We start from the raw sequence: 17,419 nt of genomic DNA, 5'->3' as shown, positions 1-17,419 counted from the left end.
TTTAAGGCAAGAGACGGTTGGGCAGCAGACGCATCAGCTGCGTGTCGAACCAGGCGACGAACGCCGGCGACGGTACCGCATCCACCGCAAGGTACCACCAGTCGGGCTGGGCAAAGGCGCGGCACTTCACCGCGTCCTTTTCGGTCATGACCAGCGGCAATGACGGGGTAAAACTCAAGACCTCGGCGCTGTAGGGCGCGTGGTCGGCAAAAGCATGGGGTAGCGGCTGCCAGTGTAGCGTTTCAAGGGTATTGAAGAAACGTTGCGGGTTACCGATACCGGCCACCGCATGCACCTGCTGGCCCTGCGGGAAATAGGTGACCGGCTGGCGCTCGCCGCTGTGCAGGTTAACCAGCGCTGTGGGCTGCAGGCGGAAGGCATAACCCTCTTCACGGTCCGAGACGGCACCGTTATAAAGCACCGCATCCACACTGTGCAGGCGCTCCACCGGTTCGCGTAACGGCCCGGCAGGCAGGCACCGGCGGTTGCCGAGGCCGCGGGCGGCATCGATCAGCACCAGTTCAAGATCGCGGGCCAGGCGGTAGTGCTGCAGGCCGTCATCGGAGAGGATCAGGTCCAGGGGCTCACTGGCCAGCAGGGCCTTTACCGCACGACTGCGATCGGGGTCGATCATCAAAGGCACGCCACTGCGCTGCACGATCAGCAAGGGTTCATCACCGGCCACCTCGGCACTGTGGCCGGCCTCGACCCGCCACGGCAACTGCGACGGCTTGGCACCGTAGCCTCGACTGACCACGCCCACGCGCAAACCGCTGCGGCGGCAGTGCTCGATCAACCACAGGATCAACGGCGTCTTGCCGGTGCCGCCTACCGTGATATTGCCCACCACGACCACCGGCACCGGCGCTTGATAAATCTCGCCCTCGCCTGCCACAAAGCGCGCACGCTTACGTTGCACCACGCGGCGATACAGCGATTCCAGTGGCCGCAACAATGCCAGTGCCGGGTGGCCCTCGTACCAGGCCTTGAGTAAGCGATCGGACATGGCCATCAGGGCGGGCTCGCCGCCTCGACGGTGGTCATGCGCAAATGGCTGAAACCGAGCTTGCCGGCAGCGTCCATGGCGGTGATCACGGCTTGATGCGGGGTCTTGCCATCGGCGCTGATGGACAGCGGCAACTGGGTGTCGCCGCCAGATTCCTTCTGCAACGCCTCCATCAAGCTGGCAAGGTCGTTTTTCTCCAGCAACTGGTTATTCACCGAAAACACCCCTTCGGCGCTGATGGCGATGTCCAGTTGCTTGACCTGCTGGTCTTCGGCAGGCGAGCCGCTTACCGCTTCAGGCAAGTCGACACGCAGCTGGGTTTCGCGGGTGAAGGTGGTGGTCACGACAAAGAACAGCAGCAGGATAAACACCACGTCGATCAACGACGCGAGGTTGATATCGACATTTTCCCGTTGCTTGCGGCGAAATTTCACGCTTTGCCCTCGACCAGGTCTACATCACGGTCGCCCTGCACCACTTCTACCAACTTGATGGCTTCCTGTTCCATACCGACCACCAGCTCATCAATGCGCCGCTGTAGGAAACGGTGGAAGAACACCGAAGGGATACCCACCATCAAGCCCGCGGCGGTGGTGATCAGGGCCTTGGAGATACCGCCGGCCAGTACCGACGCGTTGGTGGTCATGCCCGAGCCCGTGAACGCGCTGAAGATATCGATCATGCCCAATACCGTGCCGAGCAAACCCAGCAACGGCGCCATGGCGGCGATAGTGCCGAGGGCGTTGATATAGCGCTCCAGCTCATGGATAACCCGGGCGGCCGCTTCTTCAATGCACTCTTTCATGATCTCGCGACCATGCTTGGAATTGGCCAAGCCGGCGGCGAGGATTTCACCCAGTGGCGAATTGGCACGCAGCTCCTTGAGCTTTTGCTTGTCGAGCTGCTTGTTCTTGATCCAGCCCCAGACCTGCCCCAGCAAGTGCTCGGGGGTGACGCGACTGGCGCGCAGGGTCCACAGGCGTTCGGCGACGATGCCGAGTGCGACGATGGAGCTCAGAATGATCGGCAACATCATCCAGCCGCCGGATTTGACCAATTCCCACACAGTGAATGTCCCCTCGAAAAAGTGCGCCACTTTACCATATAGGGTCAACAGAGGGGTTCACCGGCTACAGGCCCTTCTGTCGCGGTTCGAAACTTTGGTAACGCCTGATTACGGTAACGGTTCGCGCCAGAAACGACGTTGGCTGCGCGCAACCGTCGCCGGCACAAACGCCCCCAGGCGCAGGCGCACGGCGCCCTGTTCGGCGCTGTCATACACCCGGCTGCCCAGTGCTTGGTAGCGCTCCAGGACCTGCGGATGAGGATGGCCGAACGTATTGCTGCGCCCGCGGGAAATCAGCACCGAGGTGGGCGCCAACCGTTGTACGAAAGGCCAGGACGAAGAACTGCGGCTGCCATGGTGCGGGGCCTGTAGCCAGTCGGTCGGAACCGCCAGCGGGGAAGCTAGAAACGCCTGTTCTGCAGCGCGGTCAATGTCGCCGGTGAGCAGCAGGCGTTCGCCATTGGCCTGGACGTGCAGCACGCACGACCTCGGATTGCCCTCAAGCCCACCCGCCCACTGCCACAGTTCAAACCACACCCCGTCCCATTCCCATCGCTCGCCGCTGGTACAGGGCTGGGTGGCGAGAAAGGCTGGCAAGCCCTCGGTTTCGCCGCCCACCACGCGTTTGACGGGCAACCCCCGAGCCACTGCTGCCGCACCACCGGCGTGATCGGCGTCGGCATGGCTGAGCAGCATCATGTCCAACTGCCCTACCCCGAGTTTTTTCAACGACGGCAACACGACGCGCGCGCCGAGGTCGACAGGCCCCGAGCGCGGCCCGGCATCGTAGAGCAAGGTGTGATGACGGGTGCGCAGGATCAGTGCCTGCCCCTGGCCGACATCCAGTTGCAGCACCTCTACCTGTCCGTGGGGCACCCACTCCCGGGGCGGAAAAACGGCCATCAACAGCATGGGCCAGCCCAACACCCGGAACGGCACCCCTTTGGGCAGCAGTAACACCACCGCGCCCATCAGGCTGACCAGCCAATACCCCAGCGGCACCTCGGGCGGCACCCAGGCCGGCAATTGCCCGGCCAGCAGCGCCAGGCCCTTGAACAATCCGTCCAGCGCGCCGCCGGCCAGCCACAGCACAGCTTCCCCCGCCAGCGGTACCCACAACAACGCCGTGCCCAGCAGCGCCAAGGGCAGCACCACCAGGCTGATCCACGGCACGGCAAACAGATTGGCCACCGGTGCGCTGAGGCTGATGGGCAAACCCAACACCAGCAACACCGGAAACAAGCCAATGGCAATCAACCACTGAGGCCGGGTCCACGCCTGCCAGACGCTCCACGGCCCCAAGCGCCCGCCGAACGCCAGCAACAATACCGCGACCGCCGCAAACGATAACCAGAACCCTACCTGCAGGCTGGCCAAGGGCTCCAGCACCAGCACGCCGTTCAGCGCCAGCAGCAACGGCCACCACAGCCCCAAATGGCGGAAACGCAGACGCCACAGCAACACCAGGCCGACCATCATACAAGCCCGCTGCACCGGCACGCCAAACCCCGCCAGCAGGCCATAACCCAACGCTGCGCCAAAAGCCAGGCCGCACGCCCACGGCAGCCACGGCCAGGTTTGTGGCCAGCAACCATAGCGCGCCAATACCGCGACAAAGCCGTAGATCAAGCCCGCCAACAAGCCGATATGCTGCCCGGAAATCACCAGCAGATGCACCGTGCCCGTGTCCTGCAACACCTGCCAATCCTCAGGCGCCAAGCCGGAACCGTCGCCCAATACCAACGCCGCCAAGCCCGCCTCGCGGCCTTGGGCATCCACCGCCATCAGGCGCTGGCGAACAGCATCGCGCCAGGCATTGCGGGCCGGTGCGAGGCGTTCACCATCTTTTACCGTTGCAGTGGCACCGATACGCTGGGCCAGCAGCCAGGCTTCGTGGTCAACTCCATGAAAATTGAGCAGGCCCGCAGGCCGCTTGAGTTTCAGCGCCAGGCGCCAGCGTTCGCCGCTGTTCACCACTGGCCCGCCGTGCCAGGACACGCGGATACGTTTGGGCAGCCGCCCCTTGCGCAACCGGCCGTCGGCCAGTTCAAAGCGCACGCCCGTAACCGTCTGCTGGGGCAAGCCGACCACGCGCCCCTCCACCCAACGAGTCTGCCCATCCAGGGCCGGCTGCAGTCGATCATCCAACGCCCGCTGCGCGCTGAAGCAAGCCCAGCTCAAGCCCACCAGAAAAAAGGCCAAGGGATAGGACCGAAAAGGCAACAGCATCAAGGCCAACACCAGCATGCCCAATAACGCGCCGCCGGGCGGCAGGGCCGGCAACCAACGCAACATCAGCAACCCCAGCGCCAACGCCAACATCCCTGTCTTCATGGATCATCCTTTTCCCGTGATCCACTCAGTCTTAGTCGGCTGAACGACAGCGCCTATGATGTTTTGTCACAAAGTCTGAATTTTCTGTTTATAGAATCCGGGCATACTTGCCCCTCGAATTGACCTGGACCCCATATGCCCCGGCGCTTATTCAAACGGTACATGCCAGACCCCAGCAGTATCAGGGAACACAAGTCATTACAGTTTCTTGGCACGCTGCTGCATGACCCCAACCTCTGGCACCTGAACCGGCACTCCGTGGCGCGCGCCATGGCGGTGGGTTTATTTGCGGCGTTTATCCCGATTCCGTTGCAGATGTTGCTCGCCGCAGTGCTCGCGATCTCGGTGCGCGGCAATATGCCCATCGCCATCAGCCTGGTGTGGTTGACCAACCCCATCACCATGCCGGTGGTGTTCATCTGCACCTATATGACCGGCGCCTGGCTGATGAACGTGCCGCCACGCAGCTTGCCCGACAACCTGACGTGGGAATGGATCAGCGGCCAGTTGAGCACACTCTGGCAGCCGTTCCTGCTGGGTTCGGTGGTATTGGGGGTAGTATTGGGCGCCCTGGCCTATTGCCTGACCATGGCGTACTGGCGCTGGTGGGTGGCGCACCAGTGGAAAAAACGCAAACTGCGTAGGCGCTGAGCGCTAACGGGCCAGCAAGTGCAAATGCACCCGCAGGCCCTGCCCGGTATTTTCCGCCCATAAGCGACCGCCCTGGCGCTGCACGGCGTTGCGGGCAATGCTCAGGCCCAGGCCGAAACCACCATCGCCGGGTCGCGAGCCGTCCAGGCGGGTAAAGGGCGCGAAGATGCGCTCCAGATCATCCTCAGCAATCCCAGCGCCCTGATCCTGCAGCCAGATATGCCAATAGTCCCCCTCCCGACAGCCGTCGAGTTGCACCCAGCCGCCCTGGGGCGAGTGGCGTACGGCGTTGCGCAGGATATTTTCCAAGGCCTGGGCCAGTGCATTGAGGTTGCCACGCACCCAACTGTCCGCGGGTAACAGGCACGGCAAGCGCGATGCGGGCCAACCGCTTTCAAAACACGCGTTCTCGCGCAAGATGTCCCATAACGCCTGGAGCTGAATGTCTTCCTGTGGCAGCGGCGTTGTTTCGCTGTCGAGCCACGCCAGTTGCAGGCTGTCTTCCACCAGGCGCTGCATGGCGTCGATTTCCCGGCCCAGGCGCTCGCGCAGCTTGGCCGGGTCTTGCTCGCTGTCGCAGGCCACCCGCAGGCGGCTCAAGGGGGTACGCAATTCATGGGACATATCGCGCAGCAACTGCTGCTGCAAACGCACGGTGCCCTGCAAGCGTTCGGACATATGGTCAAAGGCGCGGCCCAACTCGCCCAGTTCATCCTGGCGGCTGGTGGCATCGCGAGACATCCGCGTATTGAGTTGGTCCGCACGCCAGGCATTGGCCTGCTCGCGCAATTGATTGAGGGGCATGATCAACAGCCGGTAGAGGCCGATGCACAGCAACAGGGTAAACAGGCCGGGAATCACACCATTGGTGACCACCCGCCAGAACAGTTGATAGCGCCCTGGCATAAAGCGCTGCGGCAGCTCGATCACCAGCGACCCCGCGCCAGGGTCGACCGGAAACGGCACCTTCATCCAAGGCAGGCCAATGACATGCCGGCTGACCGGCCAATCCAATCCGCGCAAAAACGTCAGGCGCTGGCTTTCCTTGTCACTCAAGGGCGTGCTGCCCAGGGACTGTAGGTCGTTACCGATCACCCCCACCCAAGTGCTTTCGCGCTCGGCCATCCGCCGCAGCCAGGCGTCCACGCCGGCGCTGCCTTGAGTGCTCCACGCCAGCTCGGCACCCGCGGCATAGCCAGTGAGAATCTCCCGCGACTTGTCCGACAGGTACGCGCTCTGCTGCTCCATGTAGCGGCCCCAGGACCAACTGAGCCAGATCATCAGCAAACAGAAGGCGATCAACAGACAGGCCAGCTTCCAGAACAACGAGTGCCTGCCGGGCAATCGCTCAAAGCCCTTCATCGTGACCGCTCAGCACGTAGCCCTTGCCCCATACGGTGCGTACTTCACGCTCGATGTAACCGATGGCCTTGAGCTTGCGGCGGATCTGGCTGACATGCATGTCGAGGCTGCGGTCATGGGGCGCATACCCGCGCTGCAACACCTGCTGATACAGGAAGGCTTTGCTGAGGACTTCTTCGGCATTGCGGTGCAGGGTTTCCAGAAGGCGGTATTCGCTGCGCGTGAGCCCGGCCCACTGGTCCTGGCAGGACACATCGCAGCGTTCATCATCAAAGTGCAGCACCCGGGCATGTTCAGGGACCGAGGCGCGCGGCGGCTCGGGCCGGCGATCCAGGGCAACGCGGCGTAGGATCGCTTCAATTCGCACGCACAGTTCAACCATGCTGAACGGCTTGGGCAAATAGTCGTCCGCGCCCAGGCGAAAACCGCTGATACGGTCGGCTTCAGCGCCCAGGGCCGACATCAGGATCACGGGCATGGCGTGGCTCTGGCGCAAATGGGTGAGGATCGACAAACCGTCCAGCCCCGGCAGCAGAATGTCCATCAGCACCAGGTCGAAGGCCTGGGCGCGGGCCAGTTGCAGGCCCTGCTGGCCGTTCTGGCACCAGGTCACCTGGAAGCCGCTGCGGCCAAGCTGCTCGTGCACGTAGGCGCCCAACACCGGGTCGTCTTCGATGGTCAGGATACTGGGTAGGCCAACTGCTACGGGAGTCATTAGCGTCTGCAAGTCATTCTCAATCACTGATTATTCAAGATTAAACGTTCACAGGCAATCGCCACCCGGCGCCGAATGGCCCGAAGATTGCCGCATGTCATTAATTTGCAAGATTCCAGACCGTGCAAATGGCTACACTGCGCAGGTGGCGCGGGCCGGATGCCGGCGTGGATCATTGATAACAACGTGGTAGCAGGAGAGTGGCGTGCTTAGAAGAATGGGGATAAAAGGCCGCGTACTGTTGCTGACCTTATTACCGACCAGCCTGATGGCGCTGTTGTTGGGCGGCTATTTCACCTGGATGCAACTCTCGGAGTTGCAGACCCAACTGCTGCAACGCGGCGAAATGATCGCCGAGCAATTGGCACCCTTGGTGGCACCCGCGCTGGGCCATAAGAACACCGACCTGCTGGAGCGCATCGCGACCCAGTCCCTGGAGCAGCCGGATGTGCGCGCCGTGTCGTTCCTGGCGCCCGACCGTTCGTCCCTGGCCCATGCCGGTCCGACCATGCTCAACCAGCCGCCCACCGGCAACAGTTCGCACCTGTTGCAGCGCACCGGCAATGACGCCACTCGCTATCTACTGCCGGTGTTTGGCCGCCATCGCAACCTGGCGGGCGAGTTGATTCCCGATGAGGCCGACCGTCTACTGGGTTGGGTCGAAGTGGAGCTGTCCCACAATGGCATGTTGCTGCGCGGCTATCGCAGCCTGTTCGCCAGCCTGCTGCTGATCGCCATCGGCCTGATGTGCACCGCCGCCCTCGCCCTGCGTATCAGCCGCACCATCAATTCGCCGATTGGCCAGATCAAGCAAGCCGTGACCCAGCTCAAGGACGGCAACCTGGAGACACGCCTGCCACCCTTGGGCAGCCAGGAACTGGACCAACTCGCGTCGGGCATCAACCGCATGGCCGAAACCCTGCAAAATGCCCAGGAAGAGCTGCAACACAGCATCGACCAGGCCACCGAAGACGTGCGCCAGAACCTGGAAACCATCGAGATCCAGAACATCGAGCTGGACCTGGCGCGCAAGGAAGCCCTGGAGGCCAGCCGTATCAAGTCGGAGTTCCTGGCCAACATGAGCCATGAAATCCGCACGCCGCTCAACGGCATCCTCGGCTTTACTCACCTGTTGCAAAAAAGCGAGCTGTCGCCGCGCCAGTTGGACTACCTGGGCACTATCGAAAAGTCTGCGGATAACTTGCTGGGCATCATTAACGAGATCCTCGATTTCTCGAAGATTGAAGCCGGCAAGCTGGTGCTCGACAGCGTGCCTTTCAACCTGCGCGACTTGCTGCAAGACACCTTGACCATCCTCGCTCCCGCCGCCCATGCCAAGCAGCTCGAACTGGTGAGCCTGGTTTACCGCGACACGCCCCTGGCGTTGGTGGGCGACCCGCTGCGGCTCAAGCAGATCCTGACCAACCTGATCAGTAATGCGATCAAGTTCACCCGCGAAGGCACCATTGTGGCCCGGGCCATGATCGAGGACGAGCAGGAAGACAGCGTGCAATTGCGCATCAGTGTGCAAGACACCGGCATTGGCCTGTCGAACCAGGATGTGCGCGCCCTGTTCCAGGCATTCAGCCAGGCCGACAACTCGCTGTCGCGCCAGCCCGGCGGCACCGGTTTGGGCCTGGTGATTTCCAAGCGGTTGATCGAGCAGATGGGCGGCGAAATCGGCGTCGACAGCACGCCGGGTGAAGGTTCGGAATTCTGGATCAGCCTGAACCTGCCCAAGACCCGTGACGACGTCGAAGACCTGCCCGCCGCGCCGCTATTGGGGCGTCGTGTGGCCGTGCTGGAAAACCACGAACTGGCGCGCCAGGCCCTGCAACATCAGTTGGAAGACTGCGGCCTGGAAGTCACGCCGTTCAATACCCTGGAAAGCCTGACCAACGGCATCACCAGTGCGCACCAGACCGAACAGGCCATCAGCCTGGCGGTGCTCGGCGTCACGGCCAACGACATTCCGCCCGAGCGCCTCAACCAACACCTGTGGGACCTTGAACACCTGGGCTGCAAGGTGCTGGTGCTGTGCCCGACCACCGAGCAGATGCTGTTCAACCAATCGGTGCCCAACCCCAACAGCCAATTGCAGGCCAAGCCCGCCTGTACGCGCAAGTTGCGCCGCTCCCTGGCCGACCTGATCAGCCCGCGCCCTTCGCGCAGCGAACCCGGTGAGCCGTTGTCCAGCCGTGCGCCACGGGTGCTGTGCGTGGACGACAACCCGGCCAACCTGTTGCTGGTGCAAACCCTGTTGGAAGACATGGGCGCCAAGGTGCAGGCGGTGGAAAGCGGTTACGCGGCGGTCGACGCCGTGAAGCAGGAAACGTTCGATTTGGTGCTGATGGACGTGCAAATGCCCGGCATGGATGGCCGCCAGAGCACCGAGGCGATCCGCCAGTGGGAAAGCGAGCGCCACGGCACGCCGCTGCCGGTGGTGGCCCTCACGGCCCACGCCATGGCCAACGAAAAACGCGCCCTGCTGCAAAGCGGTATGGACGACTACCTGACCAAACCCATCAGCGAGCGGCAATTGGCCCAGGTGGTATTGAAATGGACCGGCCTGGCGCTGCGTAACCAAGGCCCGGAGCGCACCCATGAAGGTGCGGCCCAGGGCGTGCAGCTCTTGGTACTCGACCACGAAGAAGGCCTGCGCCTGGCCGCCAACAAGGCCGACCTGGCCGCCGATATGCTCGCCATGCTGCTGGCCTCCCTGGAGGCTGATCGCCTGGCAATTACCCACGCCCGCGAAGCCAATGACAACCACGCCTTGATCGAGCGCGTGCACCGTTTGCACGGCGCCACCCGCTACTGTGGCGTGCCGCAATTACGAGCAGCCTGCCAACGCGCCGAAACCCTGCTCAAGCAGGATGACGCCAAGGCCATGGCCGCACTGGACGAACTGGACATGGCGATTGCGCGGCTGGCCAGTGAAGCCAGAGTCAGCGCCTGACCCTGTTTTCATGGGCAACGAATCAACAATGTGTAAATTGCAGGGAGCCTTCTCAATGCGCGTCATTCTCTTCAGCAGCCAAACCTACGACCGCGAGAGTTTCCTCGGCGAACCGCTGCCGGCTGGCCTGGAACTGCAATTCCAACCCGCCCGGCTCAACCTCGATACCGTGGCCCTGGCCGAACACCACGAGGTGGTCTGTGCCTTTATCAACGACGACCTCAGCGCCCCGGTGCTGGAGCACTTGGCCAAGGGCGGCACACGCCTGATTGCCCTGCGCTCGGCGGGCTACAACCACGTCGACCTACCCGCCGCCCAGCGCCTGGGCTTGACCATCGTGCGCGTGCCCGCCTATTCGCCCCACGCAGTGGCCGAGCATGCCGTCGCCCTGATACTGGCCCTCAACCGTCGCCTGCACCGTGCCTACAACCGTACCCGCGACGGTGATTTCAGCCTGCACGGGCTGACCGGTTTTGATCTGGTCGGCAAAACGGTCGGCGTGGTCGGCACCGGTCAGATCGGCGCGACCTTCGCCAAGATCATGGCCGGCTTCGGCTGCCAGTTGCTGGCCTACGATCCCTTCCCCAACCCACAGGTACAGGACCTCGGGGCCCGCTACGTGAGCCTGCCTGAACTGTTGGCCGAGGCGCAAATCATCAGCCTGCACTGCCCGCTGACCGCCGACAGCAAACACCTGATCAATGCCCGCTCACTCGCGCAGATGCAAACCGGTGCGATGCTGATCAACACCGGGCGCGGTGGCCTGGTCGACACGCCAGCACTGATCGAAGCGCTCAAGCTTGGCCGGTTGGGCTACCTGGGGCTGGACGTCTACGAAGAAGAAGCCCAATTGTTTTTCGAGGACCGCTCGGACCTGCCCCTGCAGGATGACGTGCTTGCCCGCCTGCTGACCTTCCCCAACGTCATCATCACCGCGCACCAGGCCTTCCTCACCCGTGAGGCCCTGGCGGCGATTGCCGGCACCACATTGGCCAACATTGCCGCGTGGGCCGATGGCCGGGCGCAGAACCTGGTCAAGGGATGATCAGCGGTCACATACCAGGCTCATGATAGGCCGGCACCCGTGATAGGATGCCGCGCCTATTTGGAGGATCCATGGCCGAACACGATTTCCGCTTCAGCTTGCTGAGCCCGCAACATACCCTGATCGAATGCCGTGCCCTGGTGCCGGGCCGTTACCAAGTCACCGGCAACGGTGGTTCGATCAAACATGGCGACGTCCTGATCGTCAGCCTGCGCGGCAGTAAAACCCTGTCGATGCGACTGACCGTCGAAGGTGACGCACGCTACTCCATCCGCCCAGCGGGCCAGTGGGTCGCCATGGCCCAAGGGCCGAAGTTCGGCGAACTGGAGATTCACACCTGGAAGGTCAATTGCGACAGCTGCGACGCCGTGCTGGAGTTTGAATTCGCGGTAGAAACCAAGCTGACCAAGGCACCGCTGCAACCGGCCGCCAACGCGCGTATCAAAGAACTGGGCTGGGCCAGCGAAGGCGATAAGCACCGCTGCCCGAAATGCCAGCAGGCCGCGCAATGAAAGGCCCGCTGCTGCTCGCCGCCATCGGCATGGGCCTGGCAGGCTGCGCTGCCGATGGCGCCAAGCTCGAGCGCGACCACAGCTACGTAGTGGAATGGATCGGTGAGCGGCCGTTGATGGACTACGCGCACCTCACCGTCACCCTGGGCGCCGATGGCCGCGCCTATGGCAATGGCGGCTGTAACCACTGGTTTGCGCCGTACACGGTCGAAGGCGACAAGCTCAGCTTCGGCCCAGTCGGCAGCACCCGGAAAATGTGCGCCGAGGCCCTGATGGAGCAAGAGCATCGCTTCTTCCAGGCCCTGCAAGGCGTGCAGCGCTGGGACATCTCGCCGATCGAGCAGACGCGGTTCTGGCCGGCCGAAGGCAAGCCGATCCGCTTGTGGCTCGAAGAAGGCTGATCTAGGCGCACTCTCCTGTATTAACGCGGTGTCCTCTGGTTCTGTGGGAGCTGGCTTGCCTGCGATGCGGACGACGCGGTGTATCAGGTACACCGCAGCGATGCCATCGCAGGCAAGCCAGCCCCCACAGTTTTATCCTTTCAGCGCCTTGAGCTTGGCCAACACCCCTTCCGCTGTCTGCTCACCCATCAACTGCTCACGCACCTTGCCCTTGTCGTCGATGATGTAGGTCACCGGCAATGCCTCGCTGCGCGGAATCTCGAAGATCCCGTCCGGGTTCTGGGCCAGTACCGTGAACTTGATCCCCAGCTTGTCGCTGGCGGCCTTCAGTTCTTCACCCTGCACATTGTCGAAGTTGACGCCGAACACCCCGACATTCTGGCCTTTCAACTGTTCTGCCAGGGCATTGAGCTCGGGGATTTCCGTGCGGCACGGCCCACACCATTCGGCCCAGTAGTTGACCACCAGCCACTGTTTGTCCAGGCGTTCGGCCGCCACTTTCTGGCCATATTGGTCAACGCCGTAATCGTTACCGCAGCCGCTGAGCAGCAGGGTTGTGATGATCGCCAATGCACCGATCAGTCGCCTTGTCATGGGGTATTCCTTCGCAAAAATGAACGTTGGCTGCGGCCTATCGCCTCTTACGGTTTAAGGACAGGCGCCAGCGCAGGTAGAATACCCGCCACCTTACGCAAGATGCGACCCGCACATGACCGATCTGACGCTTTATCACAACCCGCGCTGCTCGAAATCCCGCGGTGCGCTGGAACTGCTGGAAGCCCGCGGCCTCACCCCGACCGTCGTGCGCTACCTGGACACCCCGCTGGATGCCGCGCAAATCGAGGCCCTGCTGAAAAAACTGGGGATCAGCGCACGCCAACTGCTGCGCACCGGCGAAGACGAATACAAAACCCTGAACCTGGCAGACGCCAGCCTCAGCGACACCCAACTGATCGCCGCCATCGCAGCCCATCCCAAGCTGATGGAACGCCCGATCCTGGCAACCGCCGACAAAGCCATCATTGGCCGCCCACCCGAGAACGTGCTGGAGATCCTGCCGTGACTACGCCCTATGTGCTGGTGTTGTATTACAGCCGCAACGGCTCGGTGAGCGAGATGGCCCGGCAGATTGCCCGCGGTATCGAGCAAGGCGGCATGGAAGCGCGGTTGCGCACCGTGCCGGCGATTTCCACCGAGTGCGAAGCGGTGGCGCCGAGCATTCCCGACGAAGGCGCGCTGTATGCCAGCCTGGACGACCTGAAGCACTGCTCGGGCCTGGCCCTGGGCAGCCCGACCCGGTTTGGCAACATGGCCGCGCCGCTCAAGTACTTCCTCGATGGCACCAGCAACCTGTGGCTCACCGGCGCTTTGGTCGGCAAGCCGGCCGGCGTGTTCACCTCCACCGCCAGCCTGCATGGCGGCCAGGAAACCACGCTGATGTCGATGCTGCTGCCGCTGCTGCACCACGGCATGCTGATCACCGGCCTGCCCTACAGCGAGCAGGCACTGCTCGACACCCAGGGCGGCGGCACGCCGTATGGCGCCAGCCACCATTCCGGGCCAGACGGCAAGCGTATGCTCGATCAACATGAAATCACCCTGTGCCGGGCCTTGGGCCTGCGCCTGGCCAAGACCGCCACGCTGTTGGAGAACGGCCGTGGCCAGGAAGCCTAAGGTCCTGCCAACGCGGGAATGGCTGGCGCCGCGGGTCAAGGTGGCACGCACGCTGAGCCTGCTGGCGTTTTTAGGCCTGGTGGGCTTGTTGTGCGCGTACTACCTGTTGGTCGCCGACCTGCATGGGGCGCGCCCGTGGGTCATCCTGCTGATCGAGTTGGTGCCGCTGCTGATACTTGCGCCAGGCATGCTGATGGGCAGCGCACGCGGGCATTCGTGGATGTGCTTTGTGGTGAACCTGTATTTCATCAAGGGCGCGCTGGCGGCGTATGACCCGAACCGCCAGTGGTTCGGTGTGCTGGAAATGCTGGCGAGCCTGGCGGTGTTTTGCACGGCGTTGCTGTATGTGCGTTGGCGGCATCAGTTGAACCGTCGACTGGCCGATTGACTGATCGTTCCCACGCTCCGCGTGGGAATGCTGCCCAGGACGCTCTGCGTCCCGGGCCTAGTGCAAGGGTGACGCGGAGCGTCACAGGATGCATTCCCACGCGGAGCGTGGGAACGATCAGGTGATCAATGATTCACCGTGTAAGCCAACATCATCGACAACTGACACATCGGCCGCCCACTCTCGGCATGCCACTGGTTGAAGGCGCCCTGCACCGTCGCCAGGTCGCGCAGGCTGGTCGGGGCCTTGTCGACAATCTTCTGCGCATTCAGCGCCGCCACCACGTCATCGCTCGGCACAAAGGTGTCCTTGCCGACCATGCGCAGAAAGCGCGGCGCCGACAGCCCGCCCAGTTGATGGCCATGCTTGCTCAGGTACTTCCAGAGCCCAACGATGTCAGTCACCGGCCAATCGGCGATAAACGCACCGAAGCTACCTTTTTCCTGCTCGATATCCAGGATCATCTGCGCATTGCGCGGCACACTCTTGAGCTTGCCCAGGTGGCGGATGATGCGGGCGTCCTGCATCAACCGTTCCAGGTGCTCGGCGCCCATCAACACGACTTTTTCCGGGTCGAAGCCGAAGAACACCTGCTCGAACGCCGGCCATTTGGCATCGACCACGCTGTGCTTCAAACCGGCGCGGAACACCCGCAACGCCAAGGTCGACAGGTAACGGTCATCGGTGATCTTGCGCAATTGCGCCGGGGTCTTGGGCACCGGCAGATGGGCTTCCAACTTGGCCGCCGAACCGAAGCGGTTCAGACAATATTCGTGCAGCCACTTGTAATCGCGCATGCCCTCTCCTGTCAGTCGAATTGAAAACGGCGCCCGCAAGCGCCGTGTACTAGAGCCTCGGGAAGACTCAGAGGTTCACTACATTGACGAAACGCGATGCGGCGGTCTCATCGATTTTCAAGCTGGTGAAGTCAAACAGGTTGCGGTCGGCCAATTGCGACGGGATTACGTTTTGCAGGCTGCGGAAGATACTTTCGGTACGCCCCGGGGTCTTGCGCTCCCAGTCCACCAGCATCTCCTTGACCACCTGGCGCTGCAGGTTTTCCTGGGAGCCGCACAGGTTGCACGGGATGATCGGGAATTGCTTGAAGTCGGAATAAGCCTGGATGTCCTTCTCGTTGCAATACGCCAGCGGGCGGATCACCACGTTGCGCCCATCATCGGCACGCAGCTTGGGCGGCATGGCCTTGAGCGAGCCGTTGAAGAACATATTGAGGAAGAAGGTTTCGACGATGTCATCGCGGTGATGACCCAAGGCCATCTTGGTCGCGCCGATCTCATCGGCAAAGGTATAGAGCGTGCCACGGCGCAGGCGCGAGCACAGCGAGCAGGTGGTCTTGCCTTCCGGGATCAATTCCTTGACCACCGAGTAGGTGTCTTTCTCGACAATGTGGTACTCCACGCCCAGTTCTTTCAAATAGGCCGGCAGCACATGCTCAGGGAAACCGGGTTGTTTCTGGTCCATGTTGACCGCCACGATCTCGAACTTGATCGGCGCGACCTTTTGCAGGTGCAGCAACACGTCGAGCATGGTGTAGCTGTCTTTGCCGCCGGAGAGGCAGACCATGACCTTGTCGCCGTCCTCGATCATATTGAAATCGGCGACCGCTTCACCGGCCAGGCGACGCAGGCGTTTTTGCAGTTTGTTCTGGTTGACTGTAAGAGTGCCCATGGCGCTTGGATCCGCAAAGGTGTGTGACGAAAAGCGCAGCATTTTACCGGTAAGACTCGCCGAGTTCCAATGTGGGAGCTGGCTTGCCTGCGATAGCGGTGTGCCAGTCAACATCTCTGGTCCGGACAGGCCGCCATCGCAGGCAAGCCAGCTCCCACACTGGATCCCATGAATCCTGACAGACCGCACCGCGATTAGCGTGAGTGTTTACAGCGCAATTTGCTCTAAAGGCCCTACAGTTATTCCGGTCATCCCTTTCTATACTGCGACTTGAGGTCGCACATCTATCCAGACCTTTCAGGCCATTTGGCCCGTGGGCGCTCCGATGGGGGGCGATGGTAATAACGACAGGAGTGACTGGCATGATCCATCACGTCGTGGGGCTGTTTACCCATCCCGACCAGGAATGGCGGGAAATCCGTGGCGATAAAGAAGAAAGCATCAGCCACATGTACCTCACTCATACCCTGATTCTCGCGGCGATCCCCGCCATTTCCGCCTTTATTGGCACCACTCAGGTCGGCTGGGTCATCGGCAACCGCGCCCCGGTGATGCTGACCCAGGAAAGCGCGCTGTGGATGACCCTCATGTCCTACGCGGCCATGCTGTGCGGCGTGGCGGTGATGGGTGCATTCATTCATTGGATGGCCCGCACCTACGACGCCAGCCCAAGCATGGCCCGCTGCGTGGCGTTTGCCACTTATACCGCCACACCCTTGTTTATCGGCGGGCTGGCGGCGCTCTACCCGCATATGTGGCTGGGCATGGTCGTGGGCACGGCGGCGATCTGCTACACGGTGTACCTGCTGTATGTGGGGCTGCCGACCTTCATGAGTATCGACCCGGATGAAGGCTTCCTGTTTTCCAGCTCGGTATTGGCCGTCGGCCTGGTGGTGCTGGTGGCGATCATGGCCTTTACCGTGATCGTCTGGGGCCTGGGCGTCGGGCCGATCTACACCAGTTGAACGAAAAAACCCGCAGGCACGGCCACCGCAAGGTGGCTTTGTGCGTTCTGCATGACCATTCGGCGCCTGACAGATTCGGAAACACCCAGCTTTGCGGCATACTGGGCGTCTCTGGAGATATGTACAGCATGCCCGAGCAACTCAATACCCGCGTCGAAGATTGTTTCCTGCAAGCCGAATCCTTTTTCAAACGAAGCTTCAAACGCCCCCAGGTCAGCCTCAAGCTGCGGGGCCAGAAGGCCGGTGTCGCGCATTTGCACGAGAACCTGCTGCGCTTCAACCCTCAGTTGTACCGTGAAAACAGCCAACACTTTCTCAAGCAAACCGTGGCCCATGAAGTGGCGCACCTGATTGCCCACCAATTGTTTGGCGAGCGTATCCAGCCCCATGGCGAGGAATGGCAGTTGATCATGCGCGGGGTTTACGAGCTGCCGCCCGACCGTTGCCACACCTACGAGGTCAAGCGTCGGCAAGTGACTCGCTATATTTACCGCTGCCCGTGTGCGGACAGTGATTTTCCGTTTTCACCGCAGCGCCATGGGCTGGTGAACCAGGGGCGGCGGTATTTGTGTCGGCGGTGTCGGCAGACTCTGGTGTTCACTGGAGAAACTCGGGTGGAATGAGGGCCTCTTCGCAGGCAAGCCAGCTCCCA

General features: G+C 62.2%; 19 protein-coding genes. 10 read left to right on the top strand and 9 right to left on the bottom strand.

Annotated elements, in window-relative coordinates; genetic code table 11:
• Nucleotide 1: 1 nt before the first annotated feature.
• The 4 genes from lpxK to JMV15_RS23750 form a co-directional block, all read right to left on the bottom strand.
• Complete coding sequence (gene lpxK / locus JMV15_RS23765; RefSeq protein WP_014718876.1) at nucleotides 2–1,012, bottom strand: tetraacyldisaccharide 4'-kinase; 1,011 nt, start codon at nucleotides 1,010–1,012, stop codon at nucleotides 2–4.
• Nucleotides 1,012–1,440 (bottom strand): ExbD/TolR family protein, encoded by a 429-nt coding sequence (locus tag JMV15_RS23760; RefSeq protein ID WP_014718877.1) that lies wholly within the window; start codon nucleotides 1,438–1,440, stop codon nucleotides 1,012–1,014. The genes lpxK and JMV15_RS23760 overlap by 1 nt, the downstream gene beginning before the upstream one ends.
• On the bottom strand, nucleotides 1,437–2,072 hold the full coding sequence (locus JMV15_RS23755; protein WP_003192043.1) for a MotA/TolQ/ExbB proton channel family protein: 636 nt from the start codon (nucleotides 2,070–2,072) through the stop codon (nucleotides 1,437–1,439). The genes JMV15_RS23760 and JMV15_RS23755 overlap by 4 nt, the downstream gene beginning before the upstream one ends.
• Before the next feature lie 108 nt (nucleotides 2,073–2,180).
• A complete protein-coding gene (locus tag JMV15_RS23750; RefSeq protein ID WP_231125716.1) occupies nucleotides 2,181–4,406 on the bottom strand; it encodes a DNA internalization-related competence protein ComEC/Rec2 in 2,226 nt (741 codons plus the stop codon).
• A gap of 135 nt (nucleotides 4,407–4,541) precedes the next feature.
• Here JMV15_RS23750 and JMV15_RS23745 point away from each other — a divergent pair, with 135 nt between their 5' ends.
• The gene (locus tag JMV15_RS23745) at nucleotides 4,542–5,057 is read left to right on the top strand and encodes a DUF2062 domain-containing protein (RefSeq protein ID WP_003192045.1); all 516 of its coding nucleotides are present in this window, start codon (nucleotides 4,542–4,544) and stop codon (nucleotides 5,055–5,057) included.
• Between the two features lie 3 nt (nucleotides 5,058–5,060).
• Here JMV15_RS23745 and JMV15_RS23740 read toward each other — a convergent pair whose 3' ends face one another.
• Together JMV15_RS23740 and JMV15_RS23735 are read right to left on the bottom strand one after the other, a co-directional pair.
• Complete coding sequence (locus JMV15_RS23740) at nucleotides 5,061–6,419, bottom strand: sensor histidine kinase (protein ID WP_014718879.1); 1,359 nt, start codon at nucleotides 6,417–6,419, stop codon at nucleotides 5,061–5,063.
• Entirely contained in the window at nucleotides 6,406–7,134 is a 729-nt protein-coding gene (locus JMV15_RS23735) for a response regulator transcription factor (RefSeq protein ID WP_038450508.1), read from the bottom strand. Before JMV15_RS23735 ends, JMV15_RS23740 begins: the two co-directional genes overlap by 14 nt.
• Nucleotides 7,135–7,339: 205 nt before the next feature.
• Between JMV15_RS23735 and JMV15_RS23730 the strand changes: the two genes are divergently transcribed.
• From JMV15_RS23730 to JMV15_RS23715, 4 genes are all read left to right on the top strand, one after another.
• The gene (locus JMV15_RS23730) at nucleotides 7,340–10,093 is read left to right on the top strand and encodes a response regulator (protein WP_019816717.1); all 2,754 of its coding nucleotides are present in this window, start codon (nucleotides 7,340–7,342) and stop codon (nucleotides 10,091–10,093) included.
• Between the two features lie 55 nt (nucleotides 10,094–10,148).
• The gene (locus JMV15_RS23725; protein WP_014718882.1) at nucleotides 10,149–11,138 is read left to right on the top strand and encodes a 2-hydroxyacid dehydrogenase; all 990 of its coding nucleotides are present in this window, start codon (nucleotides 10,149–10,151) and stop codon (nucleotides 11,136–11,138) included.
• A gap of 71 nt (nucleotides 11,139–11,209) precedes the next feature.
• Nucleotides 11,210–11,650 carry a hypothetical protein gene (locus JMV15_RS23720; RefSeq protein ID WP_003192054.1) on the top strand — a complete coding sequence of 147 codons (441 nt, stop codon included), beginning with the start codon at nucleotides 11,210–11,212 and terminating at the stop codon, nucleotides 11,648–11,650.
• Nucleotides 11,647–12,051 carry an META domain-containing protein gene (locus JMV15_RS23715; protein WP_014718883.1) on the top strand — a complete coding sequence of 135 codons (405 nt, stop codon included), beginning with the start codon at nucleotides 11,647–11,649 and terminating at the stop codon, nucleotides 12,049–12,051. The genes JMV15_RS23720 and JMV15_RS23715 overlap by 4 nt, the downstream gene beginning before the upstream one ends.
• 132 nt (nucleotides 12,052–12,183) lie before the next feature.
• On the opposite strand, the gene JMV15_RS23710 is transcribed toward JMV15_RS23715, so the two are convergent.
• On the bottom strand, nucleotides 12,184–12,645 hold the full coding sequence (locus JMV15_RS23710; protein WP_003192057.1) for a TlpA disulfide reductase family protein: 462 nt from the start codon (nucleotides 12,643–12,645) through the stop codon (nucleotides 12,184–12,186).
• A gap of 115 nt (nucleotides 12,646–12,760) precedes the next feature.
• Here JMV15_RS23710 and arsC point away from each other — a divergent pair, with 115 nt between their 5' ends.
• Genes arsC through JMV15_RS23695 form a run of 3 tightly spaced genes read left to right on the top strand, consistent with a single transcriptional unit; the run spans nucleotide 12,761 to nucleotide 14,113 of the window.
• Nucleotides 12,761–13,114 (top strand): arsenate reductase (glutaredoxin), encoded by a 354-nt coding sequence (gene arsC / locus JMV15_RS23705; RefSeq protein ID WP_014718884.1) that lies wholly within the window; start codon nucleotides 12,761–12,763, stop codon nucleotides 13,112–13,114.
• Nucleotides 13,111–13,725 (top strand): NAD(P)H:quinone oxidoreductase, encoded by a 615-nt coding sequence (gene wrbA / locus JMV15_RS23700; RefSeq protein ID WP_014718885.1) that lies wholly within the window; start codon nucleotides 13,111–13,113, stop codon nucleotides 13,723–13,725. Before arsC ends, wrbA begins: the two co-directional genes overlap by 4 nt.
• Nucleotides 13,709–14,113 carry a DUF2069 domain-containing protein gene (locus JMV15_RS23695; RefSeq protein ID WP_019816716.1) on the top strand — a complete coding sequence of 135 codons (405 nt, stop codon included), beginning with the start codon at nucleotides 13,709–13,711 and terminating at the stop codon, nucleotides 14,111–14,113. The genes wrbA and JMV15_RS23695 overlap by 17 nt, the downstream gene beginning before the upstream one ends.
• A gap of 125 nt (nucleotides 14,114–14,238) precedes the next feature.
• Here the strand turns inward: JMV15_RS23695 and JMV15_RS23690 are convergent, their stop codons facing one another.
• Together JMV15_RS23690 and ttcA are read right to left on the bottom strand one after the other, a co-directional pair.
• Complete coding sequence (locus tag JMV15_RS23690; RefSeq protein ID WP_014718887.1) at nucleotides 14,239–14,910, bottom strand: DNA-3-methyladenine glycosylase I; 672 nt, start codon at nucleotides 14,908–14,910, stop codon at nucleotides 14,239–14,241.
• Between the two features lie 67 nt (nucleotides 14,911–14,977).
• On the bottom strand, nucleotides 14,978–15,802 hold the full coding sequence (gene ttcA / locus JMV15_RS23685; protein WP_014718888.1) for a tRNA 2-thiocytidine(32) synthetase TtcA: 825 nt from the start codon (nucleotides 15,800–15,802) through the stop codon (nucleotides 14,978–14,980).
• A 362-nt stretch (nucleotides 15,803–16,164) separates the two neighbouring features.
• On the opposite strand from ttcA, the gene JMV15_RS23680 reads away from it, so the two are divergent.
• Together JMV15_RS23680 and JMV15_RS23675 are read left to right on the top strand one after the other, a co-directional pair.
• A complete protein-coding gene (locus JMV15_RS23680) occupies nucleotides 16,165–16,767 on the top strand; it encodes a Yip1 family protein (protein WP_014718889.1) in 603 nt (200 codons plus the stop codon).
• 128 nt (nucleotides 16,768–16,895) lie between these two features.
• Complete coding sequence (locus tag JMV15_RS23675) at nucleotides 16,896–17,390, top strand: SprT family zinc-dependent metalloprotease (protein WP_003192067.1); 495 nt, start codon at nucleotides 16,896–16,898, stop codon at nucleotides 17,388–17,390.
• The last annotated feature ends 29 nt before the right edge of the window (nucleotides 17,391–17,419 follow it).

It is taken from the genome of Pseudomonas paracarnis (genome assembly GCF_904063055.1).
GTDB lineage: Bacteria > Pseudomonadota > Gammaproteobacteria > Pseudomonadales > Pseudomonadaceae > Aquipseudomonas > Aquipseudomonas paracarnis.
This window is presented reverse-complemented; position numbering and strand designations above follow the sequence as displayed.